16 protein-coding genes and 1 pseudogene are annotated in these 17465 nt (G+C 49.8%); 8 read left to right on the forward strand and 9 right to left on the reverse strand.

Annotation, left to right across the window (positions count from 1 at the left end; translation table 11 throughout):
- Positions 1-233 precede the first annotated feature (233 nt).
- The 4 genes from AB9F27_RS16710 to AB9F27_RS16725 form a co-directional block, all read right to left on the reverse strand.
- Entirely contained in the window at positions 234-1058 is an 825-nt protein-coding gene (locus AB9F27_RS16710) for a DUF1217 domain-containing protein (RefSeq protein ID WP_335584644.1), read from the reverse strand.
- Positions 1055-1462 (reverse strand): flagellar biosynthesis repressor FlbT, encoded by a 408-nt coding sequence (gene flbT / locus AB9F27_RS16715; protein WP_335584643.1) that lies wholly within the window; start codon positions 1460-1462, stop codon positions 1055-1057. Before flbT ends, AB9F27_RS16710 begins: the two co-directional genes overlap by 4 nt.
- Entirely contained in the window at positions 1459-1836 is a 378-nt protein-coding gene (gene flaF / locus AB9F27_RS16720) for a flagellar biosynthesis regulator FlaF (RefSeq protein WP_039000250.1), read from the reverse strand. The genes flbT and flaF overlap by 4 nt, the downstream gene beginning before the upstream one ends.
- A gap of 80 nt (positions 1837-1916) precedes the next feature.
- Positions 1917-3452: a flagellin gene (locus AB9F27_RS16725; protein ID WP_335584642.1), complete on the reverse strand. Its 1536-nt coding sequence runs from the start codon at positions 3450-3452 to the stop codon at positions 1917-1919.
- Between the two features lie 291 nt (positions 3453-3743).
- On the opposite strand from AB9F27_RS16725, the pseudogene AB9F27_RS16730 reads away from it, so the two are divergent.
- The 6 genes and pseudogenes from AB9F27_RS16730 to AB9F27_RS16755 all read left to right on the forward strand — a co-directional run.
- Positions 3744-3987 (forward strand): annotated as a pseudogene (locus AB9F27_RS16730) (IS3 family transposase); the annotation flags it as partial.
- 434 nt (positions 3988-4421) lie between these two features.
- Positions 4422-6452: a flagellar biosynthesis protein FlhA gene (gene flhA, locus AB9F27_RS16735; RefSeq protein ID WP_369757950.1), complete on the forward strand. Its 2031-nt coding sequence runs from the start codon at positions 4422-4424 to the stop codon at positions 6450-6452.
- An 8-nt stretch (positions 6453-6460) separates the two neighbouring features.
- A complete protein-coding gene (locus AB9F27_RS16740) occupies positions 6461-7228 on the forward strand; it encodes a flagellar biosynthetic protein FliR (RefSeq protein ID WP_335584640.1) in 768 nt (255 codons plus the stop codon).
- Positions 7225-8322: a flagellar biosynthesis protein FlhB gene (locus AB9F27_RS16745; RefSeq protein WP_039000254.1), complete on the forward strand. Its 1098-nt coding sequence runs from the start codon at positions 7225-7227 to the stop codon at positions 8320-8322. Before AB9F27_RS16740 ends, AB9F27_RS16745 begins: the two co-directional genes overlap by 4 nt.
- Positions 8315-8692, forward strand: coding sequence for a hypothetical protein (locus tag AB9F27_RS16750; protein WP_335584639.1), 378 nt, complete (start codon positions 8315-8317; stop codon positions 8690-8692). Before AB9F27_RS16745 ends, AB9F27_RS16750 begins: the two co-directional genes overlap by 8 nt.
- Positions 8693-8980: 288 nt before the next feature.
- Positions 8981-11212 carry an NADP-dependent isocitrate dehydrogenase gene (locus tag AB9F27_RS16755; RefSeq protein WP_335584638.1) on the forward strand — a complete coding sequence of 744 codons (2232 nt, stop codon included), beginning with the start codon at positions 8981-8983 and terminating at the stop codon, positions 11210-11212.
- A gap of 54 nt (positions 11213-11266) precedes the next feature.
- On the opposite strand, the gene AB9F27_RS16760 is transcribed toward AB9F27_RS16755, so the two are convergent.
- The 5 genes from AB9F27_RS16760 to AB9F27_RS16780 all read right to left on the reverse strand — a co-directional run bounded on the left by AB9F27_RS16760 (position 11267) and on the right by AB9F27_RS16780 (position 15534).
- Entirely contained in the window at positions 11267-11830 is a 564-nt protein-coding gene (locus AB9F27_RS16760) for an ABC-type transport auxiliary lipoprotein family protein (protein WP_335584637.1), read from the reverse strand.
- 2 nt (positions 11831-11832) lie between these two features.
- Positions 11833-13917 (reverse strand): MlaD family protein, encoded by a 2085-nt coding sequence (locus AB9F27_RS16765; protein ID WP_335584636.1) that lies wholly within the window; start codon positions 13915-13917, stop codon positions 11833-11835.
- The gene (locus AB9F27_RS16770; protein ID WP_369757951.1) at positions 13914-14558 is read right to left on the reverse strand and encodes a paraquat-inducible protein A; all 645 of its coding nucleotides are present in this window, start codon (positions 14556-14558) and stop codon (positions 13914-13916) included. The genes AB9F27_RS16765 and AB9F27_RS16770 overlap by 4 nt, the downstream gene beginning before the upstream one ends.
- Positions 14534-15160, reverse strand: coding sequence for a paraquat-inducible protein A (locus tag AB9F27_RS16775; protein ID WP_039000259.1), 627 nt, complete (start codon positions 15158-15160; stop codon positions 14534-14536). The genes AB9F27_RS16770 and AB9F27_RS16775 overlap by 25 nt, the downstream gene beginning before the upstream one ends.
- A 92-nt stretch (positions 15161-15252) precedes the next feature.
- On the reverse strand, positions 15253-15534 hold the full coding sequence (locus tag AB9F27_RS16780) for a hypothetical protein (RefSeq protein ID WP_335584634.1): 282 nt from the start codon (positions 15532-15534) through the stop codon (positions 15253-15255).
- 80 nt (positions 15535-15614) lie between these two features.
- Here AB9F27_RS16780 and mgtE point away from each other — a divergent pair, with 80 nt between their 5' ends.
- The gene (gene mgtE / locus AB9F27_RS16785; protein WP_335584633.1) at positions 15615-16988 is read left to right on the forward strand and encodes a magnesium transporter; all 1374 of its coding nucleotides are present in this window, start codon (positions 15615-15617) and stop codon (positions 16986-16988) included.
- Between the two features lie 23 nt (positions 16989-17011).
- Positions 17012-17446, forward strand: coding sequence for a RimK/LysX family protein (locus AB9F27_RS16790; RefSeq protein WP_039000261.1), 435 nt, complete (start codon positions 17012-17014; stop codon positions 17444-17446).
- The last annotated feature ends 19 nt before the right edge of the window (positions 17447-17465 follow it).

Genomic DNA, 17465 nt, shown 5'->3' on the forward strand with positions numbered 1-17465 from the left:
GGCGTAGGATCGCAAGAATTTGGGGTTCACTATATCTCGTCATCTTCATCAAAAATCTCCTCAGATATCTTGCCGAGAAAATTCTACTTTTGAACACCACTAATTTTAGGGGGGATTACCAGCCCAGCCCGTCACATCCGATCTACTTCAAGTTGAAATCCAGCAAAATAAAAAATAGTTGTGTACATTAGTGTCTGAAACTTAGGGAGAGGTTTACTAGGTTCACAGCCAGACTAGAAGAATTGTTGGGAATTGGAGAAATATGAGCGCGAATTTTGAAGCAAGGACAGTGCTGCCCGCCCAGATTGAACACCGATATTAATGCTATTAAGTTGAGAGCGGACTAGAAACTGTTGAATTAAATCTTCTTGTTTCTCCGGGTCGGAAAATTGTGTTAGGTCACTGGAACCAAATAATCTTTCCGCTCTATCTTGAAAAACTTCAAGCTGCCTATCAAGATCCAAAGCACCAAACGAAGACGGTAAGTTGAACACAGTGTCAAAAACGCTGCGCAAAGGCGGATTTCCCATTACGGTAAACCATTTACTGTTTGAGGTCATGTCATCATTGGCTATGTCGGTCAGATCTCTTTGAACCGTTAAAGCTAAACGCATACTATCGTTTGCCTGCCCAACGGCCACTTCAAACTGGCGTCCTTTATACGCCTTAACAATTTTGTCTCCAAAGTCGGAGAGTTTTGACCTAGGAGTTCCAAGATCAAAGCCAAAGGCTACCGTCATTTCTAAATAGCGCTTGTCGCTAAGGCGATGCGCAAAAGCGTCTTCCAAAAGTGAACCTTCCACCAGTACTTTCTCAACAAATGCTTTATTTGGCAAATCAGCATCGAGTCCAAACGCTCCGAGGGCAACCTTCAAAAGAGTCCGGTCTTTGACCAATTCTTTGGCCGTTGAAATTTTCGAAATATTTTCCTTGAAGTATTCTACTTCTCTTGAAATCAGTTGGGAATTATCATGCACTTCTTGTTGAGATTCTCTTGTGCGAGTCAAGAATGTCCATCCAGCATATCCCGAGAGAGGAATAAGAGCTTGGAAGGTCATAATAGTTCTGCGGCGGCCATCAACCGCTCTTCGCGCGGAAGAAGTGTGCGAAGTAGCTTTAATGCTTGGTAGTATTGCTCTTCTATCACTGCATCAGTCGCTGCTGTTAGTTGATCTCGACTATCTAAATCCACAAGGACTTGGCTCAATTGCTCGATCCCCCGCAGCATTTGGATTTTGGCTTCGCTTTTGTCCGCATCACCGGACAAAACCAGTTGTGCAATATAGCACACACGACGGACAGGTGTGTTTACTTCCTCTGGATGTATTGCGTCTCGTAAGCGTAAAATATTAGCGTTTGGTGTAACAATTGAAAGGCGCGAGCGCCGATCTCCGTTTTCGATTACCGCTCCATTAATTAAGACACGCTCTTTTGGACCCAATTTCAATACCAGACCACTCATTTCGCCACCGCCCCGGCTCTTAACCCACGCATTATTGAGGAGTTGACGTCTACCAAGACTTCGGCCGACGCCTCGTCTTTAAGAATTCGGCGGGTGTGGAAATTCGTGAACTCTGCTAAATAGAAAATTCGGGCGCGCAACTCTTCTGGTAGTGCATTACTTTCCTCAGAAACGTCTGAGGCGAGAATTGTCCAAAGCTGTCGATTTTGATGCAAAGCCATGGCGAGCTCCCTAAAACCCTGTTTACCTTTGGCTTCTGCAACCTTTAAGGCGTGGGTTATGCGAGCAAACGCCTCGTATTCAATTCCACGTGAAGTTCGAGTTGTCTTTTGGGTTGAGCCGTAAGCCGTCTTGGCCTGATGTAATGCGTTCACTGTGAGTCCTTCCAGGAAATAGCACAATAAAATTAAATTTGTGTCCGGAGCGCCTTTCCGGCGCTCCGGTTTTTATCGGCTTAGCGGAAGAGTGAGAGGATCGATTGAGGTGCCTGGTTTGCGATGGACAAAGACTGAACAGCCAATTGTTGCTGTGTTTGAAGTGCCGTCAGACGTGCAGACACTTCCTCCATATCCGCATCAACTAGTGTGCCAATGCCCGATTTTAAAGAATCGGTCAGCTTTCCGATGAAGTCGCTTTGGTTTTCAATTCGTGACTGTGTAGAACCAAAATTAGCTCCGGCGTCGATCGAGGATTGGATCAAGTTTTCAATGCTATCTAACGCTGCATTAGCGCCTGCATTCGTACGAACATCAATTTTGTCCAAGCCGAAAAGGCCACCCGAGGCTTTGCCACCAGCATTGCCAGCGGTCGAAAATGCAAGAGACGCCGATCCAGTTCCGTCATTGTCAACTTGAAGACTCCAAGCCTTGGTCGTTGCATCCTGGACAACTTTGGTCGTTACGCCAGCAATACTGCCGCCATCAATCGCGGTTTTAAGCCCTTTGGCTACGTCTTCCATCGACTCGTCTTTTCCGGCGATATAGTTGTAAGAATTGGAACCTACAGTTACTTTGTATCCATCGCCATCTGCGACAGCGGCCACAGTCGATAAGTCAATTTTCTCTGAACGTTGAGCAATCGTACTGTCCGAGGCTGTGTTGGTGCCGGTCGGACCAGCTCCATTTACAGCTGTAATGTCTGAAGAACCGTCTCCTGCCGTAGTCGCTGTCGACTTAACATTCATACCTTCAAACGCCCGCGTTGAGCTAATCGTTAGTACACCCGCGGTGTTTGAAGCCGTAACGCCCTCTAGACCTAGACCATTAATTGCACCGGCAAAATACGACGCAACGTCTGTGACGTCTGTTCCTGTTGCCGTAAAGCTAAGATCAACCCCCGCAACAGTTAATTGCGCTGTGTCAGCAGCTGCCCACGTATCCGCATAGGTAACAACTGCAGTGTTTGCTGCGGAAGCTACTGCAGTAGCGCTATCTGCAACAACGGCATTGGCGGCAATTGAAGTACCCGTTCCAAATGTACCCGCAGTCGTAGTTTGATCTTGACGTGAAACTTTAATATTTGTGGCTGTTACTGAACCATCGCTCGATCGATCAAGTGAAGACAAAACGTTGACGTCCTCAGTACCTTGAACCAAATTCAAACCATTAAACTGGGCCGCCCCAACAACTGCCGTAATCTGATCACGAAGAGCCGAGATATCCGTTTGGATTTTTGTTCGGTCTACATTCTCTTCTTGAGCGGCAACAATTTTACCTTTGATGTCTGTTAGGAGGTCCGTCACGGTCTCAGAGGCTTGTCTCGCAACTGCCACAGTCGATTCACCTAGCGATAGACTGTCGGAAATCGCCTTAAACCCACTCACATCCGCCTCCATCACTTTTGAAATTGCCCAAACTGCAGAATTATCCTTGGCCGAAGACACGGATTTACCAGTGGAAATTTCGTTTTGCGTAGTCGCCATGCTGGCGTTTACACCTTTTAGCGTTTGAAGCGCGACCATCGCGCCTGTGTTTGTCAGAATGCTGGACATCGTGTTTTCCTAATTCCTAAGACGCTTTTGCGCCGGTTTTCATTTCGCACCGACTAAGGCGCAGCTGATGTCATTCTGACATTTACGACGGTCATATTATTTCTCGCCGCATCATCCCGCTTGGAGATGTTCATCCAAACTGAAGGACAAAACCTAAGAGAACCCTAAGTGTGCAGTCTAAGTTTTGTAGAATTTTACTAAAATTTGGAGTTTCATCATCTGACACGAGCGCAACAGATTCTATCGGGCGCATCAGCTTGCGTACGGCAGGCAATCCGAACCTGGAACTTGCTGGAAAACTTCAATTTCGAAGGTCTGTGAATTGACGTGGATTTCTCATTACCCACAGAGCGCGTCGTCCAGAGCTTAAACCAAATCATTGAGTGGCGTGGAAAACCTCGAAGCATACGCGCCGACAATGACCCATAAAACGCTCATATTGAGTGTTACAATCGCTCTGGACTTACAACAACGAGCTCCCCAACTGGGCATCGGTGGCATAACCCCCGCAATAAAACTGAAAGCAGCCAAATAAAATCTACGGCTGAGCTTCATTAAAAATAGGAAGATCACCGTATTCCTTACACTTTATAAACGGTTTCCGGATAATTTTCATTAAACAATTTCTGGAAGTGCTGTCTCAATGATGATCATGACGTCCCTGATTTTTTCAACTCGGAGAATGCGAGTGCAACGGCTGTTTGGGATAGAAGATCTCACCAATTGCTTTGCAACTCCAGTACTTAAAATAGACTCCAATCTTAAGTCTACAGGCGTCACTGCAACGCATTTTTTATCGATACACCAAATCAAGCCGATTTATTTCTGCTTGAAAAAAGCTGAGCACACTTTCTCGATTGGTCTGTCGAAAACTACCTAATAAAATTGAAGAAAGTTAGTTCCAGAATGGAAACAAAGCTATCAGTTTCGAACCTATTTAGCCCCACTGTATTACTAGCATTGGTGCTGATGGCTATCATCGTCATGATGATTTTACCGGTGCCAGCATGGATTCTGGACATAGGCCTTGCGACGTCCTTTGCACTCGCTATTCTCATGTTCACGGTCACGCTATTTATTGAACGCCCGTTAGATTTCTCGGCATTCCCCACCGTGTTGCTCGCGTCGCTGATGTTGCGATTGTCACTAAATGTTTCGTCAACCAAACTGATCATTGGACAGGGGCATACGGGACCAGGTGCCGCGGGAGATGTTATTCAGGGCTTCGCTAGTTTCGTTATGGGTGGAAGTGTTTTTTTGGGCCTCGTGGTCTTTGGCGTACTTCTCATTGTAAATTTTGTCGTGATCACCAAGGGTGCTGGGAGGATGGCGGAAGTTGGAGCGCGTTTTGCCCTTGATGCGATGCCCGGAAAACAACTCGCAATTGATGCCGACATGTCCGCCGGAGCCATCGACCACAATGAAGCTAAGGAGCGGCGCGAAAAAGATCAGGCTGAAATGACGTTCTTCGGGTCCCTAGACGGTGCCTCAAAGTTTGTAAAAGGCGACGCAATCGCTGGGCTTCTTATTACCCTCCTCAATTTGGTTATGGGTTTGATTATCGGCGTCGCAATTCACGACATGCCAATTGGTCGGGCCTTTGAAACATATGCCATCCTAACCATTGGGGACGGCCTCGTTTCTCAGATTCCAGCGGTAATTATATCGATCGCATCCGCGTTGCTTTTGGCACGTGGAGGCACAACAGGTTCGACGGATTTGGCGATGGTCGCGCAACTCGGAAGGCACCCTGCTGCCTTGGGAACCGTGGCCGTATTGATGGCGCTTTTCGCGCTCGTTCCAGGACTTCCGTTTTTACCGTTTATCGCCGGCGCTCTTACTTTGGGGTACTGCTCTTGGCTGGTTCATAAACGTTTGGCCAAAGAGAAGAAAACCGAGACGGCAGTTACCGAAAATGCGCTTCCCAAAACGGAAAAGAAACCCATCGGAGACACTTTGGATCTGGACGACATCCACGTCGAATTTTCGCCCGATCTCATTAATATGATTTTGGATCCGGCGACAGGTTTGGATGCCAGAATTGAGAATATGCGCACGCATGTGGCCACCGAATACGGGCTGATTCTGCCCGAAATCCGTTTGACAGACGAGGCTTCATTGCCAGCTGGCTCGTATATCATTCGCGTCCAAGGAGTCGAGCAGGCAAGAGACGTGCTGCACCCTGAAAAAGTTTTGGCGCTGATGCTTGATGGTGGGGATTCTCTTCCATCGGGGGAGGATGTTAGCGAGCCTGTTTACGGGGCTCCCGCGCGATGGATCGCACAAGAGGACCAAGACGAGGCGGCTCTATCTGGGTCCACAATTGTGAACTCAAGCGAGGTTCTTGCAACGCACTTGCTTGAAGTCATTAAGCGAAACTTCCCGCGGCTCTTAACGTTGAAGGCTTTGCGCAAAATTCTAGCTGCTTTGACAAACTTGTCCGACGAAAACCGCGCTGCTGCCAATCGGCAAATGTTAGATGAACTTGTTCCTGAGAAGGTTCCAGTAGATCTGCTTTTAAATGTCATGCGGCTCCTCTTGGAGGAGCAAGTTTCCGTGCGAAATTTACCGCTTATTCTTGAGGCGACTGCCGAGGCAAGACCAATTTATCCAAGCGCCGAAGGAATATGCGAACATGTTCGACAGCGGTTAGGCTTCCAACTGGTCGCTGATATCAAGCGAGCCGATGGCACAATCCCATTGATTCAATTGGCGCCTGAGTGGGAAGCGTCTTTCAATCTGTACCAAATGGTTGGGGATCGCGGTCAGGTGGATGTGGCGCTCCCCCCGCTTGAGTTCAATAAATTGGCGGACGGCGTTGCTGATCGCATTGCGCGGGCTGCGGAGGCGGGAACCTATCCCGCAATCGTAACCTCTCGGCTCAGGAGACGCTTTATCCGCACTGTGCTGTCGGCCAAGGGGATCAGCAATCCTGTCCTGTCGTTCGAAGAAATTGGGACGGATGCGCGCCCTGCACTCGTAGGTTTCGTGCCTTTATGAATGAAGCAATGGAACTCATCAGTGGCTGGGGAAAAGACGAACTCACGTCCTTCTTTTTCGTTTTTCTGCGTGTAGGAGCAGCACTTTCCCTTCTTCCAGCGTTCGGTGAACAATCCATTCCACAGCGTGTTCGCCTAGGCCTAGCCATTGCTTTTACAGCCGTTGTCTATCCCGCGGTTTCAGTGGAAATTCGTGCGTATACTATGGCTGAAGGCCAAGCTTGGGGAGGATATGCGAGTGAGATTCTCGTCGGTTTGATACTGGGCTTGGGGCTAAGATTGTTTGTTTTTTCTTTGCAAATGGCGGGATCAATTGCAGCGCAGGCAACTTCGCTGTCGCAAATATTGGGATCTGCACAGGCTGAGCCAACGGCCGCAATCGGACAATTGCTACTTATGGCGGGCCTCGCGCTGGCCGTGATGAATGGGCTCCACATCAGAATTGCCGAGGCTTTCATCCTTTCCTATAACGTCTTCGGTCCTGGGGACGTTCCCCAAGCAAGCGATGTTTCTCAATGGGGCGTCGCCCGAATTGCAAGCGCCTTTTCCCTCGCGTTTTCCCTCGCCGCGCCGTTTGTCATTGCTTCTCTTGTTTATAATGTCGCGCTCGGGGTTATCAACCGCGCCATGCCTCAGTTGATGGTTGCAATGGTCGGCGCACCCGCGATCACCCTTGGAGGCATGGCCCTTCTTTTGATTGTTGCTCCGGTTCTATTGGCGGTGTGGTGGGACGAACTGTCGGTATTTCTTCAAGCACCATTTGGTGTGATGAAATGAGTGACGACGATGACGACGACAAGCAACACGAACCGACGCAAAAGAAATTGGATGATGCGCGCAAAAAGGGTGAGGTACCAAAATCGACCGACCTCATGACTGCCGCAGGCTATGGTGGATTTCTCGTCGCCGCCTATGCGGTTGGAAGCAGCAGCATGAAGGACATGGGGCAATTGTTGGCGAGTATTATCGGCCAATCAGATAGAATTGCCCCGACGCTTTTTGAAGGCAATGGCCTTCCTGTGACGGGAAGCATTATGATGTCGACCCTTAAAATTATGTCGCCGTGGTTCGCACTACCTAGCTTGCTTGTAATTGTAATGATTGTAGCCCAGAAAAGTTTTGTCGTGGCCCCCGACAAACTTGCACCGAAATTGTCGCGAATTTCGCCCATCTCTAACGCCAAAAATAAGTTCGGGCGCGCGGGTATTTTTGAGTTCTTTAAAAGCTTTGTAAAACTTGGAATATATGGCGTCGTTCTGGGTGTGTTTCTATATCAAAATGTTCTCACCATTGTTGCCACGGTCCATATGACACCCGCAATGGCCACAACGGTATTACTGGAACTGGTGATGAAGTTCTTCTTCATCGTCCTCATTATTGCTACAACCCTTGGGGTTTTGGATTTTCTGTTTCAGTATCAAGAGCACATGCGCAAAAACCGAATGTCGCACAAGGATATGAAAGACGAACACAAAAACAGCGAAGGCGACCCGCATGTGAAGCAGAAGCGGCGCCAAAAGGGCTATGAAATTGCCATGAGCCAAATGATGTCGGACGTTGGGAAAGCTGATGTCATCATTGTTAACCCGACCCATTATGCGGTTGCTTTAAAGTGGGATCGTGCCAATGGCGGCGCCCCAATTTGTGTTGCAAAAGGGGTTGATGAAGTTGCCGCAACCATAAGGGAACTAGCGAGCGAGCATGGCGTCCCCATTCACAGTGATCCCCCCACGGCACGTGCCATTTTTGCAGTTGTGGAAATTGGCCATGAAATTCATGCAACACATTATCAAGCCGTCGCCGCTGCAATCCGCTTCGCCGAAAAAATACGCAAGAAGGCACGCGGTTACGGGGTGAAACCGTTTGGATAAACGCCTTAAAAACCTGAAAAACCTTTCAGCGACCCTGCTGGATATCGAATTGTTCAAGCTAAAAAAAATTTCGGCAGATCAGCAGCGGCTTTCGGATGAAATCCTTAGAATTCGAGAGTCTAAAAGCCAACAAGCGGTTACTTTGACAGAGGCAAACGGAATGGATCCGTCCCTGCTTGCGGGCGCTTTTTCCAAATGGGAGGAGTGGTGTACTCAAAAATCAATGAGCCTAAACCAAGAGCAAGCAGTTTTGCGGGTGGAGATGGAAAAACAACGAAAGAAAACACAGGAGATGTTTGGCAGGTCCGAAGCCGTGAAGGAACTTATGAAGCGCGACACAAATATGGCCAAGAAGAAAATGAGGCTCTGATATTATCACAAAACCTCGGCTATAGTTTGTCTAATGATATAGGGAAGTACGGGGATTTTGGAACGTTCTACCGTAGCGAAGCCTGTTGGATAAACAAATAGTACTGTTATTATCGTCGATATATTCTCGTTCGGATTGAAATTCCTACCATCTTGATTTATGCCCTAATAAGCAGCGCTTGGTGGCATTCTCAAAATCGTTTTTGGAGTGTCATGAGCATTTCAAAAACTTGTGGCACTCAATCGTTTGGTGCGCTCATCTCCGAAAAACGCAAAAAGGTTTAAATCGATGTCAGATAAAAAACGCCTCGACATATTGTATACCATTGTAGACGAAGCTCCCCAGCTCGCTAGCGTCTCACTCCTGCCCATCATTCAATCCTTTGCTTCGGCAGTCGGCGTCACCGTCGGTACCCGAGATATTTCCCTGGCGGGTAGAATTTTGGCGACGGTTCCTGAGTTTCTTACCGAGGAGCAACGCCAGTCTGACGACCTTGCCGTATTAGGTGAACTTGTAAAAACTCCCGAAGCCAATGTGATCAAACTACCCAACGTTTCGGCATCTATTCCCCAACTGTCTGCTGCGATTTCCGAGTTGCAAGCGCAAGGTTTTGCCGTTCCAAATTACCCTGAAAACCCCCAAACTGAAGCGGAAAAATCCCTTCAGGCGCGCTATGACGCGATTAAAGGGAGTGCGGTTAATCCTGTTTTGCGGGAAGGCAACTCTGATCGTCGGTCCGCACGGGCTGTAAAAAACTATGCGATGAAAAATCCACATTCGATGGGTGCATGGGCCTCCACATCCAAAACCCACGTCGCTTCAATGCCCGGGAATGATTTCTACGCCAATGAAAAATCGGCAACGATTTCAGCGGCTCAAGCTGGCAAGGCGAAAATAGAATTTGTTGATAACGCAGGTAAAGTGTCCCTGCTGAAAGGTGATCTCAATCTTCTCGAAGGCACGGTCGTAGACGCGACTTTCATGAGCGCAACTGCATTGCGTGCCTTTATCCGCAATGAAATAGTCGACGCGGCGGCGCAAGGCGTCCTGTTCTCCGTTCATCTCAAAGCAACGATGATGAAGGTTTCGGACCCTATCATTTTCGGTCATTTTGTTTACGTTTACCTTGAAGATGTATTCACCAAGCACGCTGATGTTTTGGCGGAATTGGGTGCAAATCCGAATAATGGAATCGGTGATCTATTGGCAAAAATCGACGGCCTCCCCGCCGACAAAAAGGCCGAGATTGCTGCTGATATTGAGGCGAGTATGGCTGCGAAACCACCGCTTTACATGGTGGATTCCGATAAAGGCATCACCAACCTTCACGTTTCCTCTGACGTGATCATCGACGCATCGCTTCCGGCACTCATCCGTGCGGGAGGCAAAGGCTGGGGTCCTGATGGCAAGGCCGCAGACACTAAATGCGTGGTTCCCGACAATTGCTATGCCAGTATTTATGACGAAACGATCAACTATTTCAAAGAGACGGGCGCCTTAGACCCGACCACATCGGGTAGCGTTTCCAACGTCGGTCTCATGGCCCAGAAAGCCGAGGAATACGGCTCGCATCCAACAACATTCGAAGCGCCTTCTAATGGTACAATTCGCTATGTTTTGGCCAACGGGGAAGTCTTGCATTCCCATGACGTAGGGGCCGGCGACATTTGGCGTTCGTCTTCTGCGAATGCCGCTCCGATCAAAGATTGGGTAAAACTGGGCATTAGCCGTCAGAAAGCAACGGGTTCTGCAGCTGTGTTTTGGTTAGATGAAAACCGAGCTCATGATGCTCAGTTGATCCAAGCGGTCAAAGCAATCCTAACCGAAGAGGGCGCCAATGATTTAGGCCTTCAGATCATGGCCCCACGCGAAGCAACGCGTTATAGCCTTGAGCTTATTCGTCAGGGTAAGGACGTGATTTCGATCACGGGGAACGTCTTGCGCGACTATCTCACCGACCTTTTCCCAATCCTAGAGTTGGGAACGTCAGCAAAAATGCTCTCGATCGTTAAGTTGATGAACGGTGGCGGTATGTTCGAAACGGGTGCTGGCGGTTCTGCTCCGAAACACGTTCAGCAACTGGTGTCTGAAGGGCACTTACGTTGGGATTCTCTTGGCGAATTCTGCGCACTTGGTGAATCTTTGACGTTCCTTGCCGAGAGTAAGGGCGATCCTAGAGTTGCTGTTTTGGGCCGCGCTGTAGATGACGCAACTGAAAAACTTTTGGACACGGGCAAATCTCCTGGCCGTAAAGTGGGTCAACTTGACAACCGCGATAGCCATTACTTCTTTGCCTTATATTGGGCAGAAGCTTTGGCTGCTCAAACCGACGATGCCGACCTTGCTGCGCATTTCGCGCCAATCGCGGCGGAATTGGCGGCAAAACAGGATGTGATTCTGGCTGAGCTGTCCGCAACACAGGGTCAGGCTGCTGATCTAGGCGGCTACTATCACACGGAACTTGAAAAGACTGTGGCCGTAATGCGCCCAAGCGCGACATTTAACGCGATTGTTGGATAAGTGAAAATTCGGTTGGCCATCTCATTGGCCAACCGATCCTTGTTCCTGTTTGACTCAGCTTAGTCCGCTGCGGGCAATGTATTTAGCCAAGTCGAGGATGAGCTGACCACGTGCCAATGCGATGGCTTGCGGTCCCCCGTTTGGGTCAAAAGAAACGGCCAGTTCAAAGAGACCTGAGCGTTCGCGGCCACCATCACTCACCCCGACGAAATACTGACCCGCTGCATGATATTGCCCGTCACCCCGTGCAATTAGGCTTTCAAAGCGAACTTCTAGTCGAGCATCGGGAAAAGCCTCAAGCGGCCATGGCGACGATGCCACCCGCGCACCTGTTAGCTTCGAAAGCGCGCGAGAGAGTTCCATAGCAACGGCACGTTCGGGGCTATCAGCCCAGAGTGCCCCACTCTCAGTTACCAATTTACCGCTCGCGTCCTGAAGTGCGATTTCATCGGCTGCGGCATAGGTTGGCAGAGATATTTCACGCACTTCTATGGAGCGAAACCCGATGCGTATCGATTCTGTAACAGCGGGCGGGGCGACGGAATATCGATCAGCAGGGCCTGAGCAGGCAGCAAGCGTTAAAGCGGTTATGGCAAGGGAAGTTCTGAAAAAACTCATGGTTATCGTCCTCGGATTAGGGCGCTGGGATTGCGTTCCAGCATGCGGGCCAGAGACGTCATCGCCGCTGCGGCTTTTGAAATGTCGCGCAGGGTCTCTTGGGCGTCGCGACTTAATACTTTTCCGCTGTTATACCCTGCGATTGTTGCGCTGGCTTCATTCAGAATGCGTTTGATACTGTCCACCAATGCCGGAAGATCTTTGGTGGAGGTTGCAACCGCATCCGCTGCTTGGCGAGCGGAGTCTAACGTTGCGTTGACATTGGTGACGCTTCCGCCTTCGCGCAACTCATTTAGGATCGTGCTTATTTCAGTCAGAGCAGCACCTAATTCTTGCGGTAGCGCACGAGTGGCGTCCGAGCTGATGAACTCATCGGCTGACTCAGTGAGGCGGGTAAGTTGGATTGTTAAGTCTTCAAGGGGCAGTTCTTCGGCCCTTACCGCGACGGCCTCTATTTGTGCAACCAACGCTGGTACACCTTTGACAGATTCCGTCACGCTGTTTGCCGCAGCCGCAGCGGCATCGACAGCCGCAACGAGCTGAGTTGCGAGTTTCTCTTTTTCCACTTCAGCGAGTAACGTTTCAAAGCGGACAATCGCGGCGTTGAGGGAGACTGGAATATTCTGAATATCTTTCGATGACACAAAATTTCTAACCTCAATCAATGTATCACTCACCTCTTTTGGTATTTCGCGCAAGTTTCCATCGGAAGCCACGGCCTCGGCACTATCGAGGAAATCAATGGCGCTGTGGAGGAGCTGCTCGATGGGCAGTTTGTTAATGCGGTCTAGCACACCCTCGACAGTACCTGCAGCATCTGTGATTTCGCTTTTCGTTGCCGGAATAACAGGCACGATGCCCTCACCAGTCAACATGACAGCTTTTGGCGCGTTATCGACCTGTAAAAGTTCGATTTTAAGGCCTCCCGTCAAGATACTGGTGGAAGCTAGACGCGCGCGCAAACCCTCCTGAACCCGTCGCGATAAGAACTCTAGCGCGGTCTTGGGCGACGCCTCGCCCTGCAACCCAAGGCGCGCGGGTTGGATCGACAGCACGGCATTCAGTCGTACGCGATTATCACCAAAAGTTTTTGCATCAATGATCCCCGAAACGCTCTGCACTTTGCCGATTTTCAGGCCATTGATTTCGACAGGCGCATCTACGGCGAGCCCCGAGATATTCTCTTCAAAGACCACACGCATTTCGACGGTCTCGACTTCGGCCCCAACGAAGAGATTGTTGCGTGCCGTTGCTTTGTCGGTGAAAACTTCGAAGACGGTCCCGCTGGCGACGGGTGAGCCATCGGAAACAAAAGTATCAAAGGTCACACCACCGCCTAAGAGGGTCGCAAGCGAGGAGAAATCAATCTTGGCGCCCGACGCACCAACCGAAAATGTAAATCCGGAGGTGTCCCAGAACCGTGTTGACGGCGTAATCAACTGGCTGTGCGGGTCATAAATGATGGCCTCGGCAATTGCATAACTTCCCTCGACCGAAATGCGTGCTTTTCCGATGCGCCCAACTTCTATCCCGCGAAATGTGATCGGGCTGTTGTCGGTCAAACTACCGCCAGACGTGGAGCGTACTGCGATTTCAAGACCTTCTTTCCCTTGCTGGGAAAGCGGCGGATCTACTAACCCTTTGAATTTTGTCCCCCTGGCACTGATCGTGCTGTCCCATGATCCTTCAATATAAACTCCGGACAAAACCGTATCCAAGCCGGTAACGCCACTGGCGCTCACTTCGGGCCTCACGACCCAGAAGTTTGAGGCGACATCCACAAAAGGCGCGATTTCTTTGTGTAAGCGCACAGAAACGATGACCGCAGCAAGGTCGGGTGCGAATTCAATACCTTCAACAACACCAACTGTAACATCGCGATACCGAAGCTCTGTTTTCTTTGCAGCAATGCCCGCACCGTTTTGAAACGCAATTTCAATCAATGGTCCACGGCTGTCATAGGCCTGCCATGCCACGCCGAGCGAGACCACTAGCGCCGCCAAGGGGATCACCCAGACAATTGAAGCGCGATCAAAAAAGGATTTCCGAGCCGGCTTGATAGCAACGGGAGGTGGGCGATCATTCATGTTTTGATGGCTTTCTGTTTGGCTTGGACATCCCAGATCATTCTGCTGTCAAAAGCTTGCGCGGATAGCATTGTAAAAATAACCGAGAGGGCAAAAAATAGGCTGGCACGACCAGGATTAATAGACGCGATCGTATTGAGTTGCACCAGAGAGGACATAATCGCAACGACAAAGATGTCGATCATTGACCATCGACCAATATACTCCACCATCTCGTAGACAAATTGGCGTTGGTGTTTCGTGACGTTGGACGTGCGATTCACAGAGAGAGCCAAAAAGGCAATGGCCATGAATTTTCCAACGGGGATGACCACACTGGCGAAAAGGATGATGAAAGCGACAGCAAAGGAACCGTGGTGCATTAGTTCAACCGCCCCATCAACAATCGTATTTTCTTGCGTAAAAACCAAAGTGCGGGTTTGCAGCATCGGATACACGTTTGCTGGTACATAGCACATAAGCCCAACCAGCCAGAGCGCCCAAACCCGCTGCATACTTTTCACGTCACGCGAGACAATTTTTTTGCCACATCGGCCGCACGCAGGTGTGCCCACAGGCCAAACCTGCGTACAGCGCGTACACGCCACAACTCCAAGGTCGTGCGCGCTCACGATGTCTAGGCCTTGTCCAGCGAGTTCCATACCGACCACCTACATACAAAATTATCTTGGAATATTGTTAATATCACCAAAGCTACAAACATCCAAAACGCGGGCCCAAATGAAACGTCCGCAATACCACTTATCTTGACCAACGCAACTGCACACCCGATTGCAAATATTTCTGCCATCGACCATGGCCGTAGGGCTTCCGACAGGCGAAAGGCGTGGACTGCTCCGCGGGCGGGCGGGCGGTCTAGCACAATTGGTACAAGCACATAGATTCCCAACAAGGCGCGCGTCAGGGGAATGACAATAATAAGCGAAGCCATGGCGAGAGACAGCGCAATGAGCAACCCGTGATTAAACGCAAAAACCGCATCTAGGATCGACATCGAGTTAGTCGTTCCAGCCGCATCTATCGTCAGGAATGGAAAAACAGTTGCTGCGATAATCAGGATGGCAATCGCAAGCGAAACAGCAATAATTTGCAGCCCTGCTTTGCGGCGGGGTGTAATCAGGTCAGCTCCGCAGCGGCCGCACGACGCCTTTTCCCCATTCTCCGGACGGCGCAACGTATAAACCGCATCACAATGCGGGCAAACAATCAAGTCGCTAAGGGGAATCGCAGGCGCTTCAGACATCAAACATAATTATCCTAATTCGAGTGCAGACTACAGAGCGCCCATTCTATTTCTAAATTCCACCGCAAATGCTTCGGTGTTTGGATGCCGCCCTAGTCCTCAAGACCCAAAACTGAATCCGCATTTGCACGACGGTAATTCACAAACGTTTTCGCACTCAAAACAACAAAAAACGTATCCATATCGATAAGTATATAGCCTTCTTCTAAAAGTGCCCGCGAAAGGCTCTGAATATCTTCGGGATACAATCGCTTACGGTCTAGCATATCGCGCAAAACTTTTGAGGCAATTCGATAACGCCCAGAGTCTTTACCGCCAAAACTGGTAAGGTAAAGTGCGCTGAGCTGTTTGGCTGTGTGTTCAAAATTATTCATATCGAATTTATATAAGGTAAATAAATTTTGTCTATAGACAAATAAATACATCCATTTATAGGGAGGCAAGGAGATTTTCCATGACTATGAACCCAGAACAGATCGACCAACCCATCGAAGTTTCAGACGCACTGTATAGTGCGGTCGAAAGCGGTGATGCTATTGCGTTGCAAAACCTCCTAGAACCATTGTCTCTCGCGGAAGCCTTGCGCGAAATTTTACAAATGGATTCCGCTGGGCGTGCGACTGTTCTGTCCCTTATCTCCGCAGAGCTTGCGGCGGCAATCATTGAGGAAGCGCCCCACGAAACGGGTGCCGACCTCATGGAGACCCTTGAGGTTCTGCGCGCCTACGAGATTATGGAGGAGTTGGACTCCGACATTCAGGCCGACCTTATTGGTGACATGCAATACGAAGATGCCGAAGCGATCTTGCAGCAGATGGATGCTGAAGACGCTGCGGATGTTCGTCGCCTAGTCGATTACGAAGATGACACTGCCGGTGGTCTAATGATGGCTGAGGTTTTTGTCTTTTCGGACACCCAAACCGTAGGGGCCGTACTTCGGCAATTGGCCAGTGACGACAACGACGTGGATCGCTATCGAGGGCAACACCCCTATGTCTTGAACGCGGCGTCCGAGCCCATTGGTGTTGTGTCTCTGCGTGGCCTTTTGACGTCAAAACGTTCTGATCGTTTGACTGAGATTATGGTGCAGCCGTTAACGATACCAGTGACGGCCAGCCTTTCTGAGCTCGAAGATATTTTCAATAAGCATCCCTTCCTAGGAATGCCGGTTGTTGAAGAGGACGGAAAGCTCGTGGGCGTGGTTTCGCGCGCAGCTGTGAGTCAAGCTTTGCTCGAACGATCTGAATCCGAGACAATGAAATTGCAGGGTGTTGTTGGGGATGAGTTGCGCTCAATGCCGACGTGGTTGCGATCGAAGCGGCGTTTGGCGTGGCTCTCGGCCAATATCGTCCTCAATATCCTAGCGGCTTCTGTTATATCTGCTTATGAGGAAACCCTTACCGCCGTGATCGCCATCGCAATTTTCCTACCGATGGTCTCGGACATGTCAGGGTGTTCGGGAAATCAGGCGGTCGGTGTCAGTATGCGTGAGTTGAGCCTCGGTTTGGTCCGCCCCAAAGATGCCGCGCGAGTCTGGATGAAAGAAATCACCGTGGGTGTGATTAACGGTATTGCACTTGGTCTTCTCATTGGAATCGTGGCTTGGGTCTGGAAGGGCAATCCGGCTCTTGGCCTCGTCATTGGCCTCGCGCTTGCGCTTAACACCATGCTCGCCGTATCGATTGGGGGCGTGGTCCCACTTTTGCTCAAACGCTTGGGACAAGACCCTGCTGCCGCAAGCGGCCCTTTGCTCACAACCGTGACCGATATGGCCGGTTTCTTCTTTGTTTTGAGTCTCGCATCACTCATGATGCCTTGGCTGATATAATTTAGCGCTGATTGAGAAAAACTATGCCTATGAAAAAAGCCCCTTTGGTTATCGGATGGATTGAGCATGTCTCGCTGCCTGAGCTTTCCCTGCCAAATATTCGGGCCAAAATAGATACCGGCGCGCGAACGTCTGCCCTGCATGCAACTGAGATTACTCCGTTTCAAAAGGACGGCGAACTCTGGGTGCGGTTTGTGGCTCAACTCCATGACGAAGCACCGAACGTCCGAGTGGAAACACCAATTTATGACATTCGCCATATTAAAAACACGGGTGGTATACCGGAAGAGCGCATCGTAATCCGTGCCGCACTCCATATTGCGGGACAATCTTGGCCGATTTCAGTATCTTTAACCGATCGAAGTAAGATGCGGTTTCCAATGATCGTGGGTAGGACCGCGTTGAAAAAGCACAATATTGCCGTCCACACACACAGAACAAACTTAACAGCCAACTGACCTAACAGCGGCGCTCTTT

The sequence above is a fragment of the Falsihalocynthiibacter sp. CO-5D18 genome, from assembly GCF_041205445.1.
Taxonomy (GTDB): domain Bacteria; phylum Pseudomonadota; class Alphaproteobacteria; order Rhodobacterales; family Rhodobacteraceae; genus Falsihalocynthiibacter; species Falsihalocynthiibacter arcticus.

What these genes read in the sequence shown, in the direction of transcription:
- flbT (WP_335584643.1), bottom strand. Translation starts at nt 1,462, where the DNA reads ATGAGTGGTCTGGTATTGAAATTGGGTCCAAAAGAGCGTGTCTTAATT.
- AB9F27_RS16760 (WP_335584637.1), bottom strand. Translation starts at nt 11,830, where the DNA reads ATGAGTTTTTTCAGAACTTCCCTTGCCATAACCGCTTTAACGCTTGCT.
- AB9F27_RS16765 (WP_335584636.1), bottom strand. Translation starts at nt 13,917, where the DNA reads ATGAATGATCGCCCACCTCCCGTTGCTATCAAGCCGGCTCGGAAATCC.
- AB9F27_RS16755 (WP_335584638.1), top strand. Translation starts at nt 8,981, where the DNA reads ATGTCAGATAAAAAACGCCTCGACATATTGTATACCATTGTAGACGAA.
- mgtE (WP_335584633.1), top strand. Translation starts at nt 15,615, where the DNA reads ATGACTATGAACCCAGAACAGATCGACCAACCCATCGAAGTTTCAGAC.
- AB9F27_RS16790 (WP_039000261.1), top strand. Translation starts at nt 17,012, where the DNA reads ATGCCTATGAAAAAAGCCCCTTTGGTTATCGGATGGATTGAGCATGTC.
- AB9F27_RS16710 (WP_335584644.1), bottom strand. Translation starts at nt 1,058, where the DNA reads ATGACCTTCCAAGCTCTTATTCCTCTCTCGGGATATGCTGGATGGACA.
- AB9F27_RS16770 (WP_369757951.1), bottom strand. Translation starts at nt 14,558, where the DNA reads ATGGAACTCGCTGGACAAGGCCTAGACATCGTGAGCGCGCACGACCTT.
- AB9F27_RS16745 (WP_039000254.1), top strand. Translation starts at nt 7,225, where the DNA reads ATGAGTGACGACGATGACGACGACAAGCAACACGAACCGACGCAAAAG.
- AB9F27_RS16780 (WP_335584634.1), bottom strand. Translation starts at nt 15,534, where the DNA reads ATGAATAATTTTGAACACACAGCCAAACAGCTCAGCGCACTTTACCTT.
- flhA (WP_369757950.1), top strand. Translation starts at nt 4,422, where the DNA reads ATGGCTATCATCGTCATGATGATTTTACCGGTGCCAGCATGGATTCTG.
- AB9F27_RS16775 (WP_039000259.1), bottom strand. Translation starts at nt 15,160, where the DNA reads ATGTCTGAAGCGCCTGCGATTCCCCTTAGCGACTTGATTGTTTGCCCG.
- AB9F27_RS16725 (WP_335584642.1), bottom strand. Translation starts at nt 3,452, where the DNA reads ATGTCCAGCATTCTGACAAACACAGGCGCGATGGTCGCGCTTCAAACG.
- AB9F27_RS16740 (WP_335584640.1), top strand. Translation starts at nt 6,461, where the DNA reads ATGGAACTCATCAGTGGCTGGGGAAAAGACGAACTCACGTCCTTCTTT.